Origin of the sequence: Massilia phyllostachyos (assembly GCF_021044825.1) — a bacterium.
Lineage (GTDB): Bacteria > Pseudomonadota > Gammaproteobacteria > Burkholderiales > Burkholderiaceae_D > Telluria > Telluria phyllostachyos.
The window spans coordinates 374463-395312 of sequence record NZ_JAJNOC010000003.1 but is presented as its reverse complement, the minus strand read 5'-3'; the positions used below and the strand labels follow the sequence as shown (position 1 = coordinate 395312).

At 67.6% G+C, this 20850-nt stretch carries 18 protein-coding genes; 8 read left to right on the top strand and 10 right to left on the bottom strand.

Annotation, left to right across the window (positions count from 1 at the left end; all coding sequences use genetic code 11):
* Positions 1–69: 69 nt before the first annotated feature.
* Positions 70–1155 carry an FAD-dependent oxidoreductase gene (locus tag LQ564_RS12725; protein ID WP_231058462.1) on the top strand — a complete coding sequence of 362 codons (1086 nt, stop codon included), beginning with the start codon at positions 70–72 and terminating at the stop codon, positions 1153–1155.
* Here LQ564_RS12725 and LQ564_RS12720 read toward each other — a convergent pair.
* Together LQ564_RS12720 and LQ564_RS12715 are read right to left on the bottom strand one after the other, a co-directional pair.
* Positions 1142–1903, bottom strand: a complete 762-nt coding sequence (locus LQ564_RS12720; protein ID WP_231058461.1) for a hypothetical protein — start codon at positions 1901–1903, stop codon at positions 1142–1144. The two genes, LQ564_RS12725 and LQ564_RS12720, sit on opposite strands and share 14 nt — an antisense overlap.
* A 109-nt stretch (positions 1904–2012) precedes the next feature.
* Entirely contained in the window at positions 2013–2183 is a 171-nt protein-coding gene (locus LQ564_RS12715; protein WP_231058460.1) for a hypothetical protein, read from the bottom strand.
* Positions 2184–2283: 100 nt separating this feature from the next.
* On the opposite strand from LQ564_RS12715, the gene LQ564_RS12710 reads away from it, so the two are divergent.
* The 3 genes from LQ564_RS12710 (at position 2284) to LQ564_RS12700 (ending at position 4862) form a co-directional block, all read left to right on the top strand.
* The gene (locus tag LQ564_RS12710; RefSeq protein ID WP_231058459.1) at positions 2284–2802 is read left to right on the top strand and encodes a CcdC protein domain-containing protein; all 519 of its coding nucleotides are present in this window, start codon (positions 2284–2286) and stop codon (positions 2800–2802) included.
* On the top strand, positions 2799–3380 hold the full coding sequence (locus LQ564_RS12705; protein WP_231058458.1) for a hypothetical protein: 582 nt from the start codon (positions 2799–2801) through the stop codon (positions 3378–3380). The genes LQ564_RS12710 and LQ564_RS12705 overlap by 4 nt, the downstream gene beginning before the upstream one ends.
* A 69-nt stretch (positions 3381–3449) precedes the next feature.
* Complete coding sequence (locus LQ564_RS12700; protein WP_231058457.1) at positions 3450–4862, top strand: cryptochrome/photolyase family protein; 1413 nt, start codon at positions 3450–3452, stop codon at positions 4860–4862.
* Positions 4863–5339: 477 nt separating this feature from the next.
* Here the strand turns inward: LQ564_RS12700 and LQ564_RS12695 are convergent, their stop codons facing one another.
* The 5 genes from LQ564_RS12695 to LQ564_RS12675 all read right to left on the bottom strand — a co-directional run bounded on the left by LQ564_RS12695 (position 5340) and on the right by LQ564_RS12675 (position 12450).
* Positions 5340–8162, bottom strand: a complete 2823-nt coding sequence (locus tag LQ564_RS12695; RefSeq protein ID WP_231058456.1) for an ATP-binding protein — start codon at positions 8160–8162, stop codon at positions 5340–5342.
* A 9-nt stretch (positions 8163–8171) separates the two neighbouring features.
* Positions 8172–8888: a hypothetical protein gene (locus LQ564_RS12690; RefSeq protein ID WP_231058455.1), complete on the bottom strand. Its 717-nt coding sequence runs from the start codon at positions 8886–8888 to the stop codon at positions 8172–8174.
* Positions 8881–10278: a hypothetical protein gene (locus tag LQ564_RS12685; protein ID WP_231058454.1), complete on the bottom strand. Its 1398-nt coding sequence runs from the start codon at positions 10276–10278 to the stop codon at positions 8881–8883. The genes LQ564_RS12690 and LQ564_RS12685 overlap by 8 nt, the downstream gene beginning before the upstream one ends.
* Before the next feature lie 304 nt (positions 10279–10582).
* Positions 10583–11341: a DUF3108 domain-containing protein gene (locus tag LQ564_RS12680; RefSeq protein ID WP_231058453.1), complete on the bottom strand. Its 759-nt coding sequence runs from the start codon at positions 11339–11341 to the stop codon at positions 10583–10585.
* On the bottom strand, positions 11338–12450 hold the full coding sequence (locus LQ564_RS12675) for a DUF3108 domain-containing protein (protein ID WP_231058452.1): 1113 nt from the start codon (positions 12448–12450) through the stop codon (positions 11338–11340). Before LQ564_RS12675 ends, LQ564_RS12680 begins: the two co-directional genes overlap by 4 nt.
* A gap of 115 nt (positions 12451–12565) precedes the next feature.
* Here LQ564_RS12675 and LQ564_RS12670 point away from each other — a divergent pair, with 115 nt between their 5' ends.
* Positions 12566–13240 (top strand): PhaM family polyhydroxyalkanoate granule multifunctional regulatory protein, encoded by a 675-nt coding sequence (locus LQ564_RS12670; protein ID WP_231058451.1) that lies wholly within the window; start codon positions 12566–12568, stop codon positions 13238–13240.
* Positions 13241–13248: 8 nt separating this feature from the next.
* Positions 13249–13641 carry a GFA family protein gene (locus tag LQ564_RS12665; RefSeq protein ID WP_231058450.1) on the top strand — a complete coding sequence of 131 codons (393 nt, stop codon included), beginning with the start codon at positions 13249–13251 and terminating at the stop codon, positions 13639–13641.
* Between the two features lie 170 nt (positions 13642–13811).
* Here the strand turns inward: LQ564_RS12665 and LQ564_RS12660 are convergent, their stop codons facing one another.
* Entirely contained in the window at positions 13812–14042 is a 231-nt protein-coding gene (locus tag LQ564_RS12660) for a hypothetical protein (protein ID WP_231058449.1), read from the bottom strand.
* A gap of 273 nt (positions 14043–14315) precedes the next feature.
* On the opposite strand from LQ564_RS12660, the gene LQ564_RS12655 reads away from it, so the two are divergent.
* Positions 14316–14993 (top strand): class I SAM-dependent methyltransferase, encoded by a 678-nt coding sequence (locus LQ564_RS12655; RefSeq protein ID WP_231058448.1) that lies wholly within the window; start codon positions 14316–14318, stop codon positions 14991–14993.
* Positions 14994–14999: 6 nt separating this feature from the next.
* Here the strand turns inward: LQ564_RS12655 and LQ564_RS12650 are convergent, their stop codons facing one another.
* Entirely contained in the window at positions 15000–16535 is a 1536-nt protein-coding gene (locus tag LQ564_RS12650; RefSeq protein ID WP_231058447.1) for a sensor histidine kinase, read from the bottom strand.
* A gap of 230 nt (positions 16536–16765) precedes the next feature.
* On the opposite strand from LQ564_RS12650, the gene LQ564_RS12645 reads away from it, so the two are divergent.
* A complete protein-coding gene (locus LQ564_RS12645; protein WP_231058446.1) occupies positions 16766–19942 on the top strand; it encodes a patatin-like phospholipase domain-containing protein in 3177 nt (1058 codons plus the stop codon).
* On the opposite strand, the gene LQ564_RS12640 is transcribed toward LQ564_RS12645, so the two are convergent.
* Complete coding sequence (locus LQ564_RS12640; RefSeq protein WP_231058445.1) at positions 19939–20799, bottom strand: aldo/keto reductase family oxidoreductase; 861 nt, start codon at positions 20797–20799, stop codon at positions 19939–19941. The two genes, LQ564_RS12645 and LQ564_RS12640, sit on opposite strands and share 4 nt — an antisense overlap.
* Positions 20800–20850 lie beyond the last annotated feature (51 nt).

Here is a 20850-nt window from a genome sequence, read left to right as displayed (position 1 = left end):
GCGCCCCTGCGCCGCATACACGTCACCGGGCATCCCCCGATCGGCCAGCGTTTCCTCGACAGGAGCGCCATGCCCATCTCTCATCCCTCCCCCATTGCCATTGTCGGCGCAGGCCTCGGCGGCCTGACCCTCGCCCGCGTCCTGCATACCCGCGGCATCGCTGCCACCATCTACGAAGCCGATGCGTCGGCCGACGCCCGCGCGCAGGGCGGCCTGCTCGATATCCATGAAGACGGTGGCCAGCCCGGCCTGCGCGCCGCCGGGCTGTATGAACGGTTCCTTGCGCTGGTGCTGCCGGGCGAGGACGCCAAGCGCATCGTCGACAGCGCCGGCCGGATCCTGCTCGACAAGCCGGGACAGGCCGGCGGGCGGCCGGAAGTCAGGCGCGGCGACCTGCGGCGGCTCCTGATCGAATCCCTGCCTGCAGACGCCATCGCCTGGGGCCGCAAGCTGGTGCGGGCCGAGCGCGGCATTGACGGCCGCCTGTGCCTGGCGTTCGCGGACGGGACGTCCGTCAGCCCGGAGCTTCTTGTCGGCGCGGACGGCGCGTGGTCACGCGTGCGTCCGCTGCTCAGCGCCACCACACCGGCTTATATCGGCACCACGTTCATCGAGGTGCGTATCGACGCCGCCTCCTGTACGCCGGACATGGTGGACCTGATCGGCACGGGCACGCTGATGGCGGTCGCGCCGGAGAAGGCCCTGCTCATGCACCGCTATGCCGACGGAGACGTGCATGGCTATATCGCGCTGGACAAGCCGCCTGGGTGCATTGCCGCGGAGTTCGACGACTGGTCGCCGCGGCTGAGGGCACTGGTCACGCTCGCCGACGACGCGCGGATCGTGCGGCCCCTGCACGCCCTGCCGGTCGATCATCGCTGGGACAGCATGGCGGACGTCACCCTGGTCGGCGATGCCGCGCACCTGATGTCGCCCTTCGCCGGCGAAGGTGCGAATCTCGCCATCCAGGACGGCGCCGAACTCGCGCTGGCGATCTGCGGCCATCCCGGCGATTCCGCCGCCGCCATCCGTGACTACGAAGCGGCCATGTTCCCGCGCGCGCAAGCCGCTGCCAGGCAGACAGCCGGCAACCACCGTCGCTTCTTCGGACCCGATGCGCCGCATAGCGTCGTGCAGATGTTCACGGGGGCGTAGGGCTGCGCAGCCAGACGTCCAGCTGTCCTTCCTCAGGCGGCTGGGCGAACAGCTGTTCCAGCGTCCATCCGCGCTTGTCGAGCAGGTAAGCGACCTTCAGGTGAAAGCCGCGATACAGGCCGCTCTTGCCGACATCGAGTTCCCGGGCGCCCGCGATGAACTGGGCGCGGTTGCTGTCGAGATCGAAGTCGCCGCCCTTGCCCACGTAATCGGCATAACCCTCCAGCAGCCAGCGCGGATAGCGCAGCATGACCGTGCGCCCGAACCTGCGCGAGACGTCGTTGTGCGTGATCTCATGCGCGATGAAATAGGATAGCGGGCGTTGCGCCGCATCCGCGAGCGGGCCGCCGTTCGGCGAATGGATGCGGTTGGCGGCGATGCTTGACGCCCGGATATGGACCCGGCGCGTGAGCCACACATCCGCCGTTCCGCCCAGCTGCGTGCTGAAGGCGCCGCCATACAGCCACAGGCGCCAGGGCTCGTTGCAGAAGAAGATCTCGACCGGCGTCGTGCGCTCGTGCAGCGCAGAAGCGCCCAGGCGCCGCGTGACGTCGTCCAGCACCTGCACGATCTCGCCGGGAATCGGCCTGTCCGACCAGACCCGGTAGTTCTGGTAGCTGCTGTGGTAGCCGAACATCGGCTTGGGAAAAAGGAAGACGAGCAGGTAGCCGAGCACCAGCAGACCCAGGGCGAGGCAGGTTTTGAGGACGTAGTGGCGGCGGCGGCGTGTCGGTATCGATCGGATCATGGCAGGCGATTGGTCATGCGCGCCGGAAGACGTTCTGGCGCGCACATCCAATCTATCCTGCGGTTCTTATCGAAGACTTAACCTTGTCAAGATGACCCAGGCCGCGTAGTCAGGCGAACATGCTGGGCTTCGGATCCGGCACCGGGTCCTCATCGTGCGGCGTGTGGCCGTGACCGGGCTGGTGGTGGGGATGCGGCGTATCGAACGGCTCCGGCGACGGTTCCTCGATTGGCGCCGGGTCCGGCGCGCGGTGTGCTTCCACTGGCGAAACGACGTTCATGGCGGGAATCTCCTGTTCAAGGGATGGACACCTTACCATGATGCCCGCAGGGCCGCCGCCCGCTCCCCGCGTGGCGTGCGCGGCGGCTACAATAGCGGACATGGACCTTTCGATCACCACCCTCATCCTGCTCGCCCTGACGCCGCTGCTGGTCTGGCGCGTCTACAAGCGCATCCAGGCCCGCATGACGCGCCAGCGCTCGATCGTCTCGCGCCACTACACCGGCGTGCTGGTGTTCGGCGCCATGATCCTGGTGCCGGCCGCCCAGCTGCTCGGCAACCTCGTCAACCTCGGCGCGCTCGTGGTCGGCGCGCTATTCGGTATCGGCTGGGGCGTGTGGGCGTTGAAGAAGACCCGCTTCGAAGACACGCCGCAAGGGAATTACTTCACGCCGCCGATGCGCCTCGGCATCCTGATGGCCATGGTGCTGGTGGCGCGCATCCTCTACCTCGGCGTCGAGATCTATGCCAACCAGGGCAAGGGCATTCCGGCGCCGAGGCTGACCGACGAACCGCTCACCATGCTGTGCGTGGGCCTGACGGCCGGCTACTTCGGCCTGTATTCGGCGGGGCTGCTGCGCTGGCGCCGCCAGGTGCGCAAGGCGATCGATTTCGAATGATGGCCCTTGCCGGCGCTCTGGGACACAAGGCGGCGCGACAGCTCGTCTACGCCACCCTGACGGTCCTGATGTTCATCGCCATCAACGGGGTCAACGAGTCCCTGTTCCTGCCGCTCGAGCACAGTAACGGCATCAACTGGGTCTTCCTTCCCGCCGGCGTCCGCCTCCTGGCGACGCTGCTGTTCGGATTCACCGGCTTCATTGGCCTGCTGGCGGTGAGCCTGTATCTCAACTTCGGCCACTTCGTCTTCCACGACGACGTGCGCGCCCTGAGCGGCGCCATCGCCGGCGCGGGCGGCCCCTATCTGGCCTACCTGTTCGCGAAACACTGGTTCGACCTGGGGCCGCGCCTCAAGAACCTGACGGCGCAGCGCCTCCTGTTCACCGGCGCCCTCTGCGGCGTCATGAGTCCCGCCTTCCACCATGCCTTCATGTGGGTGCAGACGGGCGGCGTGGACTGGGCCGCGCTGGCCATCATGGTCACCGGCGACGTCGTCGGCATCCTCATCGTGCTCTACCTGGCCAAGGGCCTGATCGCCCTGACCGATCCGCGCGACGTGGAAGATCCGCTCGCCTGATACGGTGCGCCTGCGCGGCCGGTGCTTGCCTAGAATGGCGAGACAACCATGGACATGACAGGCGAGCGCGTGAACGACCGACGATCGATCTTCTGGATGCGCCGCGACCTGCGCGCGCACGACAACACGGCGCTGCACGCGGCGCTCTCCGCTTCGGACGAAGTCATCTGCGTATTCGTCTACGACCACACCATCCTCGACGACCTGCCGAAGGCCGACCGCCGGGTCGCCTTCATCCACGCCAGCGTCGAGGAAGCCGGCGCCGCGCTGGCCAAGATGGGCGGCAAGCTGCTGGCCCTCGAGGGCGACCCGAAGAAAGTCATTCCCGAACTGGCGCGCCGCCATGACGTTCGGCGCGTGTTCGCCAACGACGACTACGAGCCCGAGGCGCGCCGGCGCGACGATGCGATCGGCGAGGCATTGGCGCGCGAGGACCGCGAGCTGGTGCTGACGAAGGACCAGGTGCTGCTGCACAAGGACGAGGTGCTCAGCCAGTCGAACGCGCCCTATACCCGCTTCACGCCCTATTACCGCGCCTGGCTGAAACGGCTGGGCGAGGACGAGGGGGTGCTGCGCGACTTCGATACGGCGGCCCTCGGGAAGCACTTCGGCACTCCGCCCACGGGCCCGTCGAACATCCCGCTGGCGCGGCTCGGCTTCGACGATATCGACCTGGATGGCCTGAACCTGTATCCCGGCACGAGCGGCGCACGACGCGTGTTCCGCGAATTCCTCGGCAAGATCGGCGATTACATGAAAACGCGCAACGACCTGGCCATCCCCGGCACCTCGGGACTGGACATCCACCTGCGCTTCGGCACCATGTCGATCCGCGAGATCTTCCGCGAGCTGGGCAAGCATGTGGACACCCGCAACGACGGCGTCAATGGCTGGATCCGCGAAGTCTGCTGGCGCGAATTCTTCTCGCAGCTGCTGCACAACGTGCCGCGCGTGGCCGACGGCCCCTACCTGGAAAAGTATGCGAAGCTGGACTGGGTCAAGGGCGGCGCCAGCAAGCGGCGCCTGGACGCATGGAAGGGGGCCGCGACCGGCTATCCCATCGTCGACGCGGCGATGACGCAGCTGAACCAAACCGGCGCCATGCACAACCGCGCGCGCCTGATCGCCGCCTCCTTCCTGGTCAAGATCCTGGGGGTCGATTGGCGCGAGGGCGAGGCCTATTTTGCGCTGAAGCTGAACGACTACGACCAGGCCTCGAACAACGGCAACTGGCAGTGGGTCGCCTCGACCGGCGCCGACGCCCAGCCGCCCTACCGCATCTTCAACCCGTCGTCGCAATCGAAATCCTACGATCCGGACGCCAGATACATCAAGCACTGGCTGCCGGCGCTGGAATCGATCGAGGCACGCCACCTGCATGAACCCTGGCTGCGCGAGGAGCCGATTCCCGACTACCCCGCTCCCATCGTCGACTATGCGGCGGCGCTGGAGGAATGCAAGCGGCGCTATGCCGCAATCTAGCCGGCGCCGTCCTTCGCGGGGCTGCGCCCTGGCCGTGACGGCACGCCCCTTCTGGCGCCCTTCGACGCTGTCGACCACGCCGCCGCTCGTGCGCTTGAAGCTGAACGTCGATCCGTTCGCGCGCGCGATGAACTCGTCGTGCGCGGCGGCAAAGGCGAGGATCTTTTTCTGCCCGCCGACCTGCAGGACCAAGCTGCCGCCCACGCCCGGCGTGATCGGCCAGCACCTCGGGCGGCAGCACGATCCGGCGCGGCCGGGGTGCGGCGCCGGGAACCATTGCGGCCAGCGCCACCTCGCCCACCGACACCGCGCTGTTCACCTTCGCCGGAACAATGCCACTGGCATTGTTCCGGCGAAGTTTGCATGCGCTGTCGAGACGCTTGAATTGGCCCCGGCCTGCGCCGGGGCGACGGTTTTACTGCTAACTGAACGGCATCAGGCCAGCGGCCCTTTCTGTTGGAGCCATCGGCTCCCGCTCTAAGCGGCCTTCGCCTCTTCCTTCCTCCGCTGCAGCACGAAGATCGGCTGCGCCCACTGCACATCCTTCTTCTTCTTGCTGGTGATGAGGGTCAGCTCGGATGGGTCGTACACGTCGGTGTTGTGCGTCAGCGGCGTCGTCATCAGGTATTGGGCATCGGTGTTCTTGAGGAACTCGCCGACCAGCTGGATGTTGCGGATGTCCAGGTGGGCGAAGGGTTCGTCGATGAACACGAAGCCGCCCGAGCCTTCCTCGGACTTCAGCAGGCCGATGAGCAGCACCAGCGATTTCATCACCTGCTGGCCGCCCGAGGCCTCGCCGTCGTTCATCCCGATCTGGTCCTTGCCGTCGAACTTGAAGCGCACGTGCAGGCCGGCCTGGGCCAGCTGGACGTCGTCGTTCTCGAGGCGCACCGGGTCGGCCTGCACGTCGATGCCGGCCAGTTCGCCCAGCTCCTTGATGTTCTTCGAGTAGGTCTTGATCGTATAGCGCAGGCGCTCGATGTAGGCGCCGCGCGCATTCGCGGTAGCTTCGATCGCGCGGTTGTTCTGGTAGCGGCGTTCCTCGGTCTCCGACTGGCGGCCGGAGAGCTGGTCGTTCAGGCGCGCGTACTGGTCGATCACGGTGCCGTCCTGTTCCCAGTCGTCGCGCGCCAGGGCGTGTTCGAGCGAGGACAGGCGCAGGTTGACCTGGTGCGCGTTCTGGTGCCTGGACACGATGACGCCGCGCCAGGCGGCGTTCTTCCAGTTCGCCGGCACGTGGCGCCAGCCCTTGCGCAGCTCCAGCAAGGCCTTGGCATGTTCCGCGCGCTGCTCGATGGTGCGGCGGTTGTTCAGGCGCATGCCGGCTTCCGCTTCGGACAAGGCCATGCGCGCGTTCTGCCACACGGTGTCGGCGCGGGTGCGCGCCACCGTCGCGTTCTTGGTCAGGGTCGACAGCTCGCCCAGGCGCGCGCCGACTTCCAGGCGCTCGGCCTTGAGCGGCTGCAGCGCACGCGCCGCTTCCTCGAACTCGGCCTGGCGCGCCGACAGTTCCTTGGCCGCGTCCACGCCGGCGATGCGGCCTTTCAAGCCGCCGACTTCCGCCGCCAGCTTGCTGATGGTGAGGGTCAGCGCATCTTCCTGCGCTTCCAGCGTCGGCAGCAGCTTCTGGATCGCTTCCAGGCGCTGGGTCTTGCCGGCCGAGCCGAAGCGGTAGCGCGACGGTTCGACGAACAGCGAGCGGCCGCCGCGGCGTTCGCGGTGGTAGGCGTCCGGCGTGATCCATTCGTCGGCGTCGGCCTTGAAGCCGGCGTCGACCGAATCCACGCGCTCGATGCGTTCCAGCTGGTCGATCAGCCAGCCCGGCGCCTTGCCGGAGAAGCGCACCACCGACAGCAGGCTGGCGTCCTTCACCACCGGCGCTTCGACGCAGTCCGGCACGATGAAGTGACGATAGCGCTCCTTTTCCGCCAGGCGGTAGGCCGCCGGCGCGTCCTTCGCTTTCTCGAGCAGCACCACGGACGCGTAGCCTCCCAGCACACCCTCGACTGCACCTTGCCACTTCGGATCGGTCACTTCGACGATGTCCGACAGCATGGCGTGGGCGATGCCCTCTTCGCGCAGGGCGCGGCGCATCTGGCGCTGGGCTTCCGGCTCCGGCATCGCGCTCTTGCCCTGCAGGGCCGAGATGGTCGCCATCTCGGCGGCGATCTTTGCGGAGACGTTGTCGCGCTGCTGCTTGTTCTTGGCCAGCTCCGCTTCTTTTTCGTTCAGCAGGTTGGCCACTTCCGCGAGATCCGCGCCGGCGTCCGCGGACAGCTTCTGCAGGCGTTCCTTCTGCTCGGCCAGGCTCTCCAGAGGTTTCAGTTTCTGGTTGACCTGGGTGAGGCGGCCCGCCAGTTCGGTGGCTTCCTGTTCGAGCTGGGTTTCCAGCTTCTGCGCCTCGGTCAGCGCGCGCTGCTGAGCGGCCAGTTGCTGGCGCTTCTCGGCCAGGATCGAGTCGGCGGCCAGCAGGGGCTTGCGCGCTTCCTTCAGGTTCAGGCTGATGGTCGCGGCCTTGGCGCGCGCTTCAATGTATTCGAGGGCCGGCAGCGCCTCTTCCTGCAGCTCCTTCTTTTCCTGGTGCAGGTCTTCCCACTGGTGGTAGTTGGCCACGCGCAGGCGCAGGCCTTCGAGGTTGATGCGCGAGGTCTCGAGTTCGGCCTCGAAGCGCTTCAGCTCCGTCTCGGTGTCGCGCTGGTGGCGCTTGGCCTCGTCGTAGGCGTCCAGCACTTCCTTGTCGCCGAAGACCTGGAACACCAGGTCGAGCAGCTGGCGCGGCGCGTATTCGCACAGCTTGTCGGTCTCGCCCTGCTCCAGCGCCAGCACCTTCGACATTGCCGGCGACAGGCCGGCCGAGGCCAGGCGCTTCTTGTAGTTCTCGACGCCGAGCCAGTCGGTGGCTTCCGTCACTTCCTCGATCTCGACGTTCCCCGGTCGCATCAGGTACTGGCGCTTCCAGTCGCCGCCGTTCTTCTGCACCTGGCAGAACAGCGTCACTTCGTCGTCGGCGAAGAAGCCGGAATGGCGGAACGGGCGGTTCGACAACTGGCGGCCGACCGGCTTGTTGTCGACCACGGCGCGCAGCCAGGCGCTCTGCTGGCCCGAGTGGCGCGCATAGTGTTTATACGTGCGGCCCATCGAGCAGTCCAGGCCGAACAGGGTGCGCAGCGCGTCCAACAGGGTGGTCTTGCCGGAGCCGTTCTGGCCCGCGATCGTGATGATCTTGGCGTCCAGCGGGATGTTCTTGATCCGCTGCCAGTAATCCCAGTGGACCAGTTCGAGTGATTTGATGTGGAACATGGGGCTACCTTAGTTCGGGGTTTCGGCGTCGTCTGCAGCTTCGACGACGGCGTCGTTCGCGGCGTCGTTATCGGTAGAGATGCGGCGCGGGGCCGCGGCCAGCGGGGCGCGCTTGAACACCTCGGCCAGCGCGCCGTTGATGATGCGTTCCTTCAGCACGTCGGTGTCCATCATCAGGTCCAGCAGCGGGCCTTCCAGGATCACGTCGCCGCGGCGCTCGATGAAGCCGAGTTTGGACAGCACGCCCAGGTTCATGTCCATGCGCGTCTTCTTGCCCAGCTTGTCGCCGAAGTCGGACAGCAGCGCGGTGTAGGAGATGCCGATCGAGGTGTCCTCGGCGCGCGGGATCGGCGCGTCCTTGTCGAACATGTCGGTCTGGTCGTCGCTCACCGTGACGTGGGTCTCCTGGCGCTCGCGCTTCGGGAGGATGATCTGCGCCCACAGCACCACCAGCAGGGCCACGCCGTCGCGGGTCAGGCCGAAATTATTGTTCTGCCAGATGTCCTTGGCCCCGAAGATCTTCGGCTCGACGTTGCGGTGCAGGGCGATGGTCACGTGGTCGGCGTAGACGTTATCCAGCAATTTGAGGCCGGATTCCAGCAGGCGCTTGTCGATCTCGATACGGAAGGCTTCGTCCGACAGCGCGCGCTTGACCATCTTGTCGTCGCGGCGCAGGGTCTGGTGCGTCAGCAGGCGCGCGATCAGGATTTGTGCGTCGTCATTCATCTTGGGGTCCGCCTTGAGGACCATCGAGGTCCAGATTCAGTGAGAGGGTGGCGATCGACATGGCCGCCACTTCGGGGTCGTCGAGCTGGATCATGCTGTCCGTCGGCTCGAACTTCACCGGCAGGCGCGCCAGCTCGGCGGTCGCGCCCTGCAGGCTGGCCTCGGCCGCGTCGCCCAGCAGCGGCAGCAGCGAGGCGCGGTAGGAGGCGACGGCGAAGGACGCCGGCAGCAGCGACTCGTGCAGCGCCACCTTCTTCGGGCCGCTGTCCGAGAATTCCGGGAAGTTGCCGAGGTTGGCGAAGTCGGCCAGCTTGTTGATCCAGTCGTTCAGTTCCGCCTGCATGGCCGGGTTGTCGTTCACGGTGAGCGGCGCATCCTGGCCGCTCGGCAGGCCCTTGGGGCCGGTCGAGGTCACGCGCTCGAGCAGCAGCTCGGTCTCGGCCACGTCGATCATCTCGGCCGGCGTGCCGAACAGCGGCACCACCGGGCGGTCGATCGCATCCTCGGCCAGGCTGGCCAGGTCTTCGTGGGCCAGCAGCCAGCGTTTCACGTCGGTGGTCGACAGGCCGGACTGGCCCAGGTGCACGCGCTGGCGCTCGATCTGGTTCAGGGCGCGCGAGAACATGCCCTGCATGTTCAGCAGCGCGCTTTGTGCGCGGCCGATGGCCTGGGCGGCGCGGTGGGTGGCCGAGTCGGCGGCCGGGTCTTGCGTGATGGCGCGCAGGATCACGGAGCCCTTCTCGACCCAGTCGCAGGCCATGTGCCACTTCGCCTGCGAGGTGCGCAGGCGGAATTCGGAACCGGAGGCGATCGCATCGCGGAACTCCTCGGTGAGTTCCACCAGGCGGCCCAGCAGGTGGCGCAGCTGCTCGACGGTCACCCCGCCCACGGCCTGGGCGCCGGCCACCTGCGACAGCAGGAAGCCCATCTCGGCGTCGTCTTCTTCCGGCTTGGCCAGGGCGATCAGGGTGTCCAGCGCCGACAGCACATTGCGCGCCAGCGGCGTGATGCGGTAGACGGCGCTCGGCGCATCCCAGGCCAGCAGGCCGTGGCCGCGCAGGCGGTTCAGGACGGTCTCCAGGCTTTCCGGGATCAGGTAGGCCAGCTTGTTGTTGATGTCGGCGCGCGAGAAGCTCGAGGTGGCGGTGTCGCTGGCCAGCTCGCGCAGGACCAGCAGGCGCACCAGCACGCCGTCCTGGGTGCCGTGGAACAGGGCCGTGAACGCCGACAGCATCGGCTGCGCGCGCTTGAGGTGATAGACCTGCTCGATCTCGTCGGGCGCGACGCCGTTCTGGAAGTGCGCCTGTAAGGGGTCGTCTTCCGCAGGGGTCAATTCGGCGGTAATGCGGGAATCTGCGGCGAGCGCCGCGCCGGCCAGGTTGTCGATCATGTAGAGGTACCGTTCATCTGCGCGCGGACGTGCTCTGCCGTCCGCGGGGGCGCCAGTATAGCAGTTTAGGGTGGGCAATTAGCAGTTTGGCGGGGCGCCAAAGGGGTTGCTATTGCAGGAAAGACACAGTTTGAAATTGCGTTTTATGCAACTAGGAAGCGGTGAAGTATGCTTTCCCCACGTTTAAAAGCACGTCGTTCCGGCGTAGGCCGGAACCTAATTTTGCATGCGTACCGACTGCTCAGCGAAATTGGGCACCGGACTTCGCAGGTGCGACGGTCTCCGGGGTAACAATAAAAAAGCGTTAACGTTTTGTTACCGTACTGAGGGTCTGGTCGATCGCTTCCTTCTCCCCTTCCTGGTAGCGCAGCTTGACCGGATACCACTCATGCTGCGGCGCCAGCCACACCTCCAGCGACTGGTCCTTCTTGTCCGCCACCGGCAGGCGCGACACCAGCACCGCATCGACCTCCCCCAGCCCGGTCTTCACCTTCTCGCGCCGCACCACCTCGAACACCCAGCTCTCGGCATCGCGCCGCCCAGCCACGAAGAACGGCCATTTCGACCCGGCCTTGAACTTGTCCCCCGCCGCCCGCGCCACCGCGGCCAGCTGCCAGGTGATCGACACCCGGTCCTGTTCCCCGCCCTTGAGCGGATACACCTGCTTGCTCTCGCTGAAGCTCAGCGACTTCGCGCCGCGATCGAAGGTCGCCGTGGTCGGGTCCTTGCGCATGCGCTTCTCGACGAATTCGGCGGGCGCCAGGCCCCAGGCGTCGATGGCGCCGCTGCTGCGGTCGTCGGTGATGGTGCCCAGCACCGGCACCTTCGATTCGGCGCCGATGCTGTATTTGCCGTCGCCGGCGCGCCAGGTGACGATGGCTTCGCCCTTCAGGCCGAAGCCGCGCTGGCGCGCCTGCAGTTCATAGTGCAGGTCGGCCGACGGCGGCAGTTCGAAGGGGCGCTTGGCGCTGGCCGGCGCATCCTGCGCCACCGCCGCGCCGAACGCGCAGGCGAGGAGCAGCGCGACGCTGCCCTGTTTGAGTGTGAAACGTGTGTGCATCATGTGCTTCCTGTCTTGTTCATGTCGATGTGCCTGACGGTCTGGATGGTCACCGCCCCATTGGCTTCGCTGCTCTGGATCTTCACGGGGATCCAGCCATGGGCGGGCGACAGCCAGATGTCGAGCCGCGATTTGTACGAGCCCTGCTTCGGCGGACGCGCGATGCGCACCGTCTGCAGGCGCCCGACCGGGGTGTCGATCTCCTCGGGACCGACGACGTTGAAGGTGTAGACGGAACCGTAGCGCTCCTCGCCGACGAACATGTCGATGTCGCCGGTGAGCTGGGCCGCGTCGCCGCGCGCGATCGCCGCCAGCTGCAGCGGCACCGTGGCCTTGTCCTGGGCGCCGGGCAGCAGGTCGTACCTGGCCTCGGACGCCGAGAAGGTGACCCGGTTCGCGGGCCAGTCGAAATGGGTCGCGGTCTGCGAGCGGCCGCGGCGCTTTTCCGTCATCGTCACCGGCGCGAAGCCGGTGTTGCCGACGTGGCCTTCGCTGGTCAGCACCACCAGGTTCACGCGCGCGAACACGACCTTGATGCCGGCCTCGAAGCGCATCCGGTAACCCTGCTCCGCCAGCTGCCACGCCAGCTTCGCTTCGCCGCTCCAGGTGGTGCCGTCGGCGTCCTTGCGCGCCACCTCGTAGGTGATATCGGCCGGCGGCGGCACGTCGACCTTGTAGCGGCGGATCGTATGGACGACCGGGGCCGCCTCCCCTTCCGCGGACGGCAGGAGGACGGGTGCGGCCGCGGCGATGGCCGGCGCCGCATCGGGCGCGGGCGGCGCTTCCGGCGGCGGCGCGGGCGGGCCGGGCGGCGTTGCCGGCGGCGCGATCGCATCCTGCACCACCATATTCGACGGCAGCGGCTCGAAGTCCGGCAAGGGCGGCTGCGCCATCTTCGGCGGCGGCGGTGGCGCGAAGTCAGGCGCCGGCGCCGGAGCGGCCTGCATCGGCAGCAGCTCTGCCACGCTCACCAGCCCTTCGCCATCGCGCATCGGCAGCGCCAGGCCCTGGGTGCCGGCGGTGAGCCAGCCCAGCGCCAGCCAGTGCACCAGCACGACCAGCGTGCCGAACACCAGCGCGCGCCATCGCTGGGGAGAAAAAGGGGAACGCATACCCGCTAGTGTAGCCTGAGCGCCGCAGGCATGCTGCCGGGCAGGCTTGCGTGCCACCTTGGTGCGCCTGTTATTTATCTGCTACGCTTGGGATTCACCCACCCGGAGAAGACCGATGCTCAAGCCGCCAATCCCGAATGCCGCCGGAATGACCGACACCCTGGAATTCGTGAAGAACCTGTGGGGCGGCATGCACGTCCCGGGCGTGACCGCGCCGGGCATGGGCGGCGCCGGCCTGTCCACCGAAGAGCTGGACAAGAAGATCGCCGACCTCAAGGCCGTCGAATCCTGGCTCAACCTGAACCTGGGCATGCTGCGCGGGACCATCCAGGCGCTGGAAGTGCAGCGCGGCACCCTGGCGACCCTGAAGGCGATGGGCGACAGCATGGCGCAGGCGATGCAGCGCGCGGGCGCCGACCCGGCGCTGGCCCAGCCCTTCTCGCAATTCTTCGCCCAGTCGGCCATGACGCCGCCGGCGCCCCCGGCGTCCGCCGCACCGGACGGCGCGGCAGCCGCGCCCGATGCATCCCAAGCCAATGCGGCCATGCCCGCCGCGGTTGCGTGGTGGAATATGTTGCAAGATCAGTTCCGCCAGGCGGTCGCAACGGCCATGCCGGCAGCAAACGGCGCGGCCGACGGCGCCGCGGACAAGCCGCCCGCCGAACCCAAGGCCCGGGGCGGCTCGCCGCTGGACGTGTCGGGCGGCGCGCCGGAAAGCGCGCCGGCCAATCCACCGGTACACGGCGCCCGGGTCGGCAAGAACCCGCGCACCAAGGTCGGCAAGGCTTGAGCCCGCCGATGGACAGGCTCACCGGCGGCTGCCTGTGCGGCGACGTGCGGCTGGAAACGTCCGGCCGCCCCTACCGGGTGGGCCTGTGCCATTGCCTCGACTGCCGCAAGCACCATGGCGCGCTGTTCTATGCCGCGGCAATCTTCCCCGAGAGCGCAGTGACGATCACCGGCGAGACCCGCGACTACCAGGGACGCCATTTCTGCCCGCGCTGCGGCTCCTCCGTCTTCGGCCGCAGCGAGGATGAAATCGAGGTTCACCTGGGCATCCTCGACGCGCCGGACCAGTTGATGCCGACTTACGAAAACTGGATCGTCCGGCGCGAGTCCTGGCTGCCGGAATTTCCGCTCGTCCACCATTACGCGCGCAACCGGGAGGCCTCAGGCCGCAGCGAGGATTGACCATCATGCGACGACGTTTGACGTCGGCCGTGCTATTGCTACTGCTGCTTGCCCTTGGCCTGTGGGCCTGGAACCAGCTGCAGATAGACAGTTGCCTGGACCGTGGCGGACGCTGGGATATGGCCCGGGAGCGATGCGCGGGCGCCGCCGAGTAATTGCGGTGGCCTGCTTCAGGCCACGCAGGAGTGCAGCGGCGAGCGTGGCGTGCGGCGCCGATCGCGCTGGCGGAAGTGATCGGGCGAGCACAGCACCCTGAGCGCAACGGGCCGCGGCACCCCGACCTCTTCCATGAACAACAAGGCCGGATGCAAGCCATACCGCCTGCACAGTTTCAAGCCCTCATCCACGAAACCGGCCGTGGTGACGTCCCTGCGCACATCATCCCTGGTTTGCTCAGCCATGCATTCCTCCATCCGAGCGAAGGATGCTAGCAGAGCTCTTCACACACTTAAAGTAAATTCTGAAGAGTTCTTTCTAAGTGAATGATTTCGTATTGAAAGTGCAAAAGTTGCAGGTTTGATCTTGCACAGACTGGCCAAGGGATTTAGCGCGGTAGCGCGGCGGCGGATCGTCACTATAGCCGAGCAATCCTCCCCTGTGTTCGATGGTTACAGTTTACCGGCCGGCACTTATGTAACATAATGAGTTACGTAAATTCCATCAAGGCACACCGGATGACCCATCCACTCTTCGACAGGGACAGCGCCAGATCCTATACGGAACGTCCACCGCGCCAGGTTCCCGGCTTCGACAGCCTCCACCGCATGGTCGGCATGCTGCTGGCGGAACATGCTCCGGAGAACGCACACATGCTGGTGCTGGGCGCCGGCGGCGGGCTCGAGATGAAGGCGCTGGCCGACGCGTATCCGGGCTGGTGCTTCGACGGTATCGACCCGTCCGCCGAGATGCTGAAGGTAGCCCGGCAGACGGTCGTGCCGCACGCCGATCGAGTGCAACTGCTGCAAGGCTATATTGCCAGCGCCCCTGACGGTCCCTACGACGGCGCCACCGCCCTGCTGACCTTCCATTTCATTCCACGCGAGCAGCGCCTGGCCACGCTGGAACACATCTTCCGCCGCCTGCGATCCGGCGCCGCCTTCACCCTGGCCCACATCAGCTTCGCGCAGACTGAGCCGGAACGTTCGCAATGGATCGCCCGCCACGTCGGCTATTCCGCAGCGCAAGACGCCGACCCGGCCCAGCTGCGGCAGGCCTGCGACACGATCCGCGCCAGGCTCACCATCCTGGCGCCCGAGGAAGAAGAGAACATGCTGCGCCAGGCCGGCTTCACCGGCGTCGCCCTGTTCTACGCCGGCCTGAGTTTCCGCGGCTGGGTCGCCTACAAACCTTGAAGCTGCCTACCCCTCGGCCCCGACCGGCAGCGTCACCGTGAACGCACTGCCCTGTCCTACCCCGGCGCTGCTGGCAGTCACGGTTCCACCATGCAGTTCCACCAGCTTCTTGACCAGGGACAGGCCAAGACCCAGGCCGCCCTCGCCGCGTTCCGGATTGCGCTGGGCCTGCGTGAACGAGTCGAAAATGCGCCCCAGCATGACGGTATCGATGCCGATCCCGTTGTCGCGCACCACGATGTCCGCATAGCCGGGGCGGACCCGCAGCGCCAGCGTGATCTCGCCGCCTTCCGGCGTGTACCTGGCCGAATTCACCAGCAGGTTGGCCAGCACCTGCACCAGCCGCTTGTGGTCGCCCAGGATGCGCGGATGGACGTCGGGCAGCTCGGTCAGCAGCCGGTGGCCGCGGTGGGCCATCAGCGAGCGGGTCTGCTCGACCGCGTCGCCGGCCACCGTGTGCAGGTCGACCGGCGCGCGGTCGATGGCGATCAGGCCCTGCCGGGTGCGCGAGACGTCGAGCAGGTCTTCGATCAGGTGGCTCATGGCGTCGACCTGGCGCGCCACGATGTCGCCGGTGCGGCGCTGCTGGGCCGCCTCGAGGCCGGCGGGCAGGCGCAGCAAGTCGGCGGCGGTGCGCAACGGCGCCAGCGGATTGCGCAGCTCGTGCGCGAGCACCGCCAGGAAGCGGTCCTTGTTGGCGTCCGCTTCGCGCAGCGCCAGCATCGCCTCTTCCAGCGCGGCCTCGGCCCGGCCCAGGCGCAGGGCGCCCTGCCAGGTGCTTACCACGAGGAAGGCGGAGATGCCCCAGACCAGCAAGGCGATCGCGGTATCGGTGTCGACCAGGTCGACGTGCAGCGCGGTCCAGACCCCCACCCCGCACAGCACCGGCATCGCGGCCGTCGCCAGCAGCAGGCGCCGGGCGATCCGTGCCCGTGTCGCCGGGCCGGCGACCGCCACCATGATGCCTTCGCGCGGGCGTGAGGCCAGGCTGCCGATCGAGAGGCTGATCAGCACCAGCGAGGTCAGGATCGAGGTACCCGTGCCCGGCAAGAGTTGATAGAGAAAGGTATCCCGGGACAAGTAACCCGCCAGCGTCAGGGAGGACAGGAAGAGCACCGCAAGCGCCAGCCATTGCGAATGCCGGATCAGGCGCGGCGCGGACAGGGTCGCCAGGCTCAGGCCGATGCCGAGGAACATGCTGGCCGTGATCGGCGACGAGACGCCCCAGGCGCCGCTGCGAACGATCGGCTTCTCCAGCAGCCCCAGCCGCTCGGCGCCATAGGTCGTCAAAATGAGCGTCGCGATCGCCACCAGCACGATGGCCGGCGCCAGCCCGGCGCCGCCGGCGCGCTGGCGCTGGCACAGCGTCCAGCTGGCCAGCAGGGTGAGCGCGGCCGTCAGCGGCACCATCACGGGCAGGCCGGGCAGAAGCGAGACCAGCGCATGGACGTCGATCATCCAGCCCAGCATGCAGGTGGCGGCGACGCAGGCGCAGGCCCAGGCGATCGCTACGGGCAGTTCGAGCCTTGTCTTGCGGTTCAAGGTCCCGGACATTTCATGGAAGAATAGAGAATGTCATTTCGACATCATAGACCAGCTTCGGGATTGGCCGAGTTCCTTTATGGGTGGAAACTTTGTCCTTTTTCACAAGCCATTTTTGACACATTCGTCATACACATTGATCCAGATGCGGGTGTGCCGCGTTTTAGCGTGCTGAACTGGAACGGCAGGCATGAGTCCGCTTCATGCCCCCTCATCCAGCAGGAGCGCGCGTGCTTTCCTTCAACCCCGCCAGCCTGACGCCCTCACGGCTTGCCGACCTGCGCCGCAAGCTGGAGGCGGCCGGCTGCCGGCCGCCGCCGCAGGCCTGCACGCTGGGAGAACTGTCCGAAGCCATCGTCGAATTCCGCCGCCGCCAAGGCATCACGGGCCGCGGCCTGCTCGATGCGCCAACCCTGCGGCGCCTGGACGAAGTCAGCGGCGCCACCTTCTCCGACGTCTTCCGCGACGAACTCGCGCTGCTGCGCCCGCAGCCGGAAAGCGCCGGCGCGCCCGACGAACCGGTGGAACGCGCCCACGGCGCCGGCCTGGTCGGCCTCGCCCTGTCCGGCGGCGGCGTACGCAGCGCCACTTTCGGCCTGGACGTGCTGCAGGCCATGGCCGGCCAGAAAATGCTGCGCCACCTCGATTACCTGTCGACCGTCTCCGGCGGCGGCTTCATCGGCGGCTGGCTCTCCACCTGCATCCACGAACAGGGCGGCGACATCCAGCAGGTCGAGGCGCTGCTGGCGCCGCCCGCCGGCACGGCCGAGGCGCCGGCGATCCGTTTTCTTCGCCAGTACAGCAACTACCTGTCGCCGCGCGGCGGCATGTTCAGCGCCGACACCTGGACCCTGATCGGCACCTATGCCCGCAACACGGGCCTGAACCTGACCATGCTGGTGGCCTGGCTGTGCGCCCTGCTGCTGCTGCCGCGCGCCGCCGTGTGGGCGGTGCACCGCATCGTGGGCCCAAACGGGCCGTGGGCGGCTTACACCGACCTGGCCTGGCTGCTCGGCATCCTGTTGTTCCTGGCGGCCGTGTTCTGCATCGCCCTGAGCATCTCCAGTAAACCTTCCGGCTCGCGCGGGCTGCGCCGTTTCCCGCTGTCGCAGGGCGCGGTGCTCTGGTGGATCAACCTGCCCTTGCTGCTGGCGGGCTTCCTCGGCAGCGTGGGCCTGTGGCGCCACGGCGGCATGGCGCCGTTCTGGGAACTGGGCGCGCTGCCGGCGGAACTGCAGGGCCGCGCGCAGTGGCTGCTGGCGCCCGGCTTCGTCTATTTCGTGGTGTGGGCCTGCGGCTGGTACATGGCGCACGACCGCATCAGCGTCTACCGGCGCGCCGGCTACACCTTGTGCACGGCGGCGCTGGTGGCGGTGCTGGCGGTGCTGTGCGCCTCGGCGCGCGCCTTCGCGCCCGAGATGATGGTGCAGCTGCTGTCGCGCGAGAGCGCGGAGCACATCGTCAACGGCTTGCTGTCGCTCTCCGCGGTGCTGGTGCTGTGCGCGCTGGCGCTGGCCGTCATGCACCGCCTGCAGCCGCACCGCCCGCCGGCGGACCTGAGCCGCGGCGAGGTGATCGAAGGCCTGTCGCACCTGCTGTGCGCGGTCGGCGCGCTGACCCTGGGCGCGGTGCTGCTGCTGGCCGGCCTGGCCGTGCTGCCGAACCCCAGCCGGCACCCGGTGCTGAACAACGCGATCGCCCTGACCACCTTCGGCATGCCGCTCATGATGGCGCTGTTCGCCGGCACCATGACGCTGATGATCGGCCTGATCGGCCGCATGTACAGCGACGCCAGCCGCGAATGGTGGAGCCGCCAGGGCGCCTGGACCTGGATCTTCGCGCTGGCCTGGGTCACCATGTTCGGCGTCGCTTTCTTTCTCGCGCCGCTGCTGCACTGGGCCTGGCTCACCTTCGAGCCCTGGTCTTACCTGAGCACCTTCGCCGGCTGGCTGTTCGTCACCTGGTTCGGCCTGCGCGCCGGCAGCAGCAGCAGGACGGGAAACGGCGCGGGCACGCGCAACGCCGACTGGCGCCTCGACCTGTGCGCACGCCTCGCGCCCTACGTGTTCACGGCCGGCGTGTTCGCCCTGCTGGGCGCCTTCGTCCAATGGGTGGTGGCGCCGCCTCAGCTGGCCTGCCCGGCGCCGGTCGCCTTCACCTGCGTCTATGGCATGCATGCCCGCGCCACGCTGGCGACCAGCGGCGCGCATCTGTTCACGGCCTTCGCCGTCTTTTCGGTGGCCGCCCTGCTGCTCGGCTGGCGCGTGGACATCAACAAGTTTTCGCTCTACATGCTGTACCGGAACCGCCTGGTGCGCGCCTATTTCGGCGCCAGCAACCGGGCCAGGAAGCCCCACCCCTTCACCGGCTTCGACGCCAGCGACGACCCGCTGCTGGCGGACCTCAAGCAGCAGCGGCCCTGCCACATCATCAACACCTCATTGAACCTGGTCGGCGGCGAGGAACTGGCCTGGCGCACCCGCAAGGCCGCCTCCTTCACCTTCACGCCGCGCCACTGCGGCTTCGAACTGCCGCCACAGTCGGCCAGCAGCGAAGCTGCGCGCGGCTGCTACCGGCCGACCGGCGACTACGGCGCGCGTTCCGGCGCCGGCGCGGACGACGACGCCGGCGTGCGGCTGGGAATGGCGATCGCGGTCTCGGGCGCCGCCGCCAGCCCGAACATGGGCGCGCACTCCTCGCCGCCGCTGAACTTCCTGATGACGATGTTTAACGTGCGCCTCGGACGCTGGTGCCCGAATCCGCGCAAGGAAGCGTGGCAGCAGTCCTCGCCGCCGGTCGGGCTGTTCAGCCTGTTGGCCGAGCTGTTCGGGCTGACCAATGCCGACGCCAGCTACGTCTACCTGTCCGACGGCGGCCACTTCGACAACCTCGGCATCTACGAACTGGTGCGGCGCCGCTGCCGCCTCATCATCGCGGTGGACGTGGCCAGCGACGGCCTGCTCTCCTTCGAGGACCTCGGCAACGCGATCCGCAAGTGCGCCACCGACCTGCACGTGCGCATCGACCTCGACGTCGGCAAGCTGGCCCAGCGCGGCGGCGAAGGCCTGTGCGGCGCCAGCTGCGCGATCGGCACGGTGCGCTACAGCGCGGTCGACGCGGGCGGCGTCGACGGCACCCTGCTCTACCTGAAGCCGGCCATCGTCGGCCGCGAGAACGCCGACCTGCTCAACTACCGCAAGGTCCACCCCAGCTATCCGCACGAGAGCACGGCCGACCAGTGGTTCGACGAGACCCAGTTCGAAAGCTACCGGGCGCTGGGCCAGTACGTCGCCGAGTGCGCGCTCGGCCCGGCAGCGACAGCCATCCAGGCCCGCGCAGGCGGCTTCGACGTCGGGGCGTTGTGCGACGAGCTGCGGCGCCGGCACGGACCGGCCGACAGCTCCTAGCGACCGATCTTCTCGAGCGCCGCCAGCGCTTCCTCGTCCAGCACCAGATCGGCGGCGGCCAGGTTCTCGCGCAGGTGGGTCACCGACTTGGTACCGGGTATCAGGAGGATGTTGGGCGAGCGTTGCAGCAGCCAGGCGATGGCGACCTGCATCGGCGTCGCCGTCAAACGGCGTGCAACGTCGGACAAGCCCTCGGACTGCAGCGGCGAGAAGCCGCCCAGCGGGAAGAACGGCACATAGGCGATGCCCTGCCGCGCCAGCGCGTCGATCATGGCGTCGTCCTGGCGGTGCACCAGGTTGTACATGTTCTGCACGCAGGCGATGGGCACGATGCGCTGCGCTTCCTCGAGCTGCGCCATCGTCACGTTGCTCAGGCCGATGTGCTGCACCAGCCCGCGTTCGCGCAGCGCGGCCAACGCTTCGACCTGCCGGGCGATCGAACCTTCGGCCGGCCCGTGCACGTCGAACATGATGCGCATGTTCACCACATCCAGCCGTTCGAGGCCCAGGTTGCGCAGGTTGTCGTGCACGGCCTGTTCCAGCTCCGCGTCCGCATCGGCCAGCAGCCAGTTGGCCTGAGCATCGCGCCGCGCGCCGACCTTGGTGACGATGGTCAGGTCGTCCGCATACGGATGCAGGGCTTCACGGATCAGCTGGTTGGTGATGTGCGGCCCGTAGAAATCCGAGGTGTCGATATGGTCGACGCCGAGTTCGACGGCTTCGCGCAGCACGGCGAGCGCCGCCTCGCGATCCGGCGGCGGACCGAAGACGCCGGGGCCGGCCAGCTGCATGGCGCCGTAGCCGAGACGGCGGATTTCGCGCGAACCGAGACGATATGTGTTGTTCATGGTATTCATGGTGTTCTCCTTGGTTGGTCAGTCCCTCGACGATACGTGCGCGCGCCATGG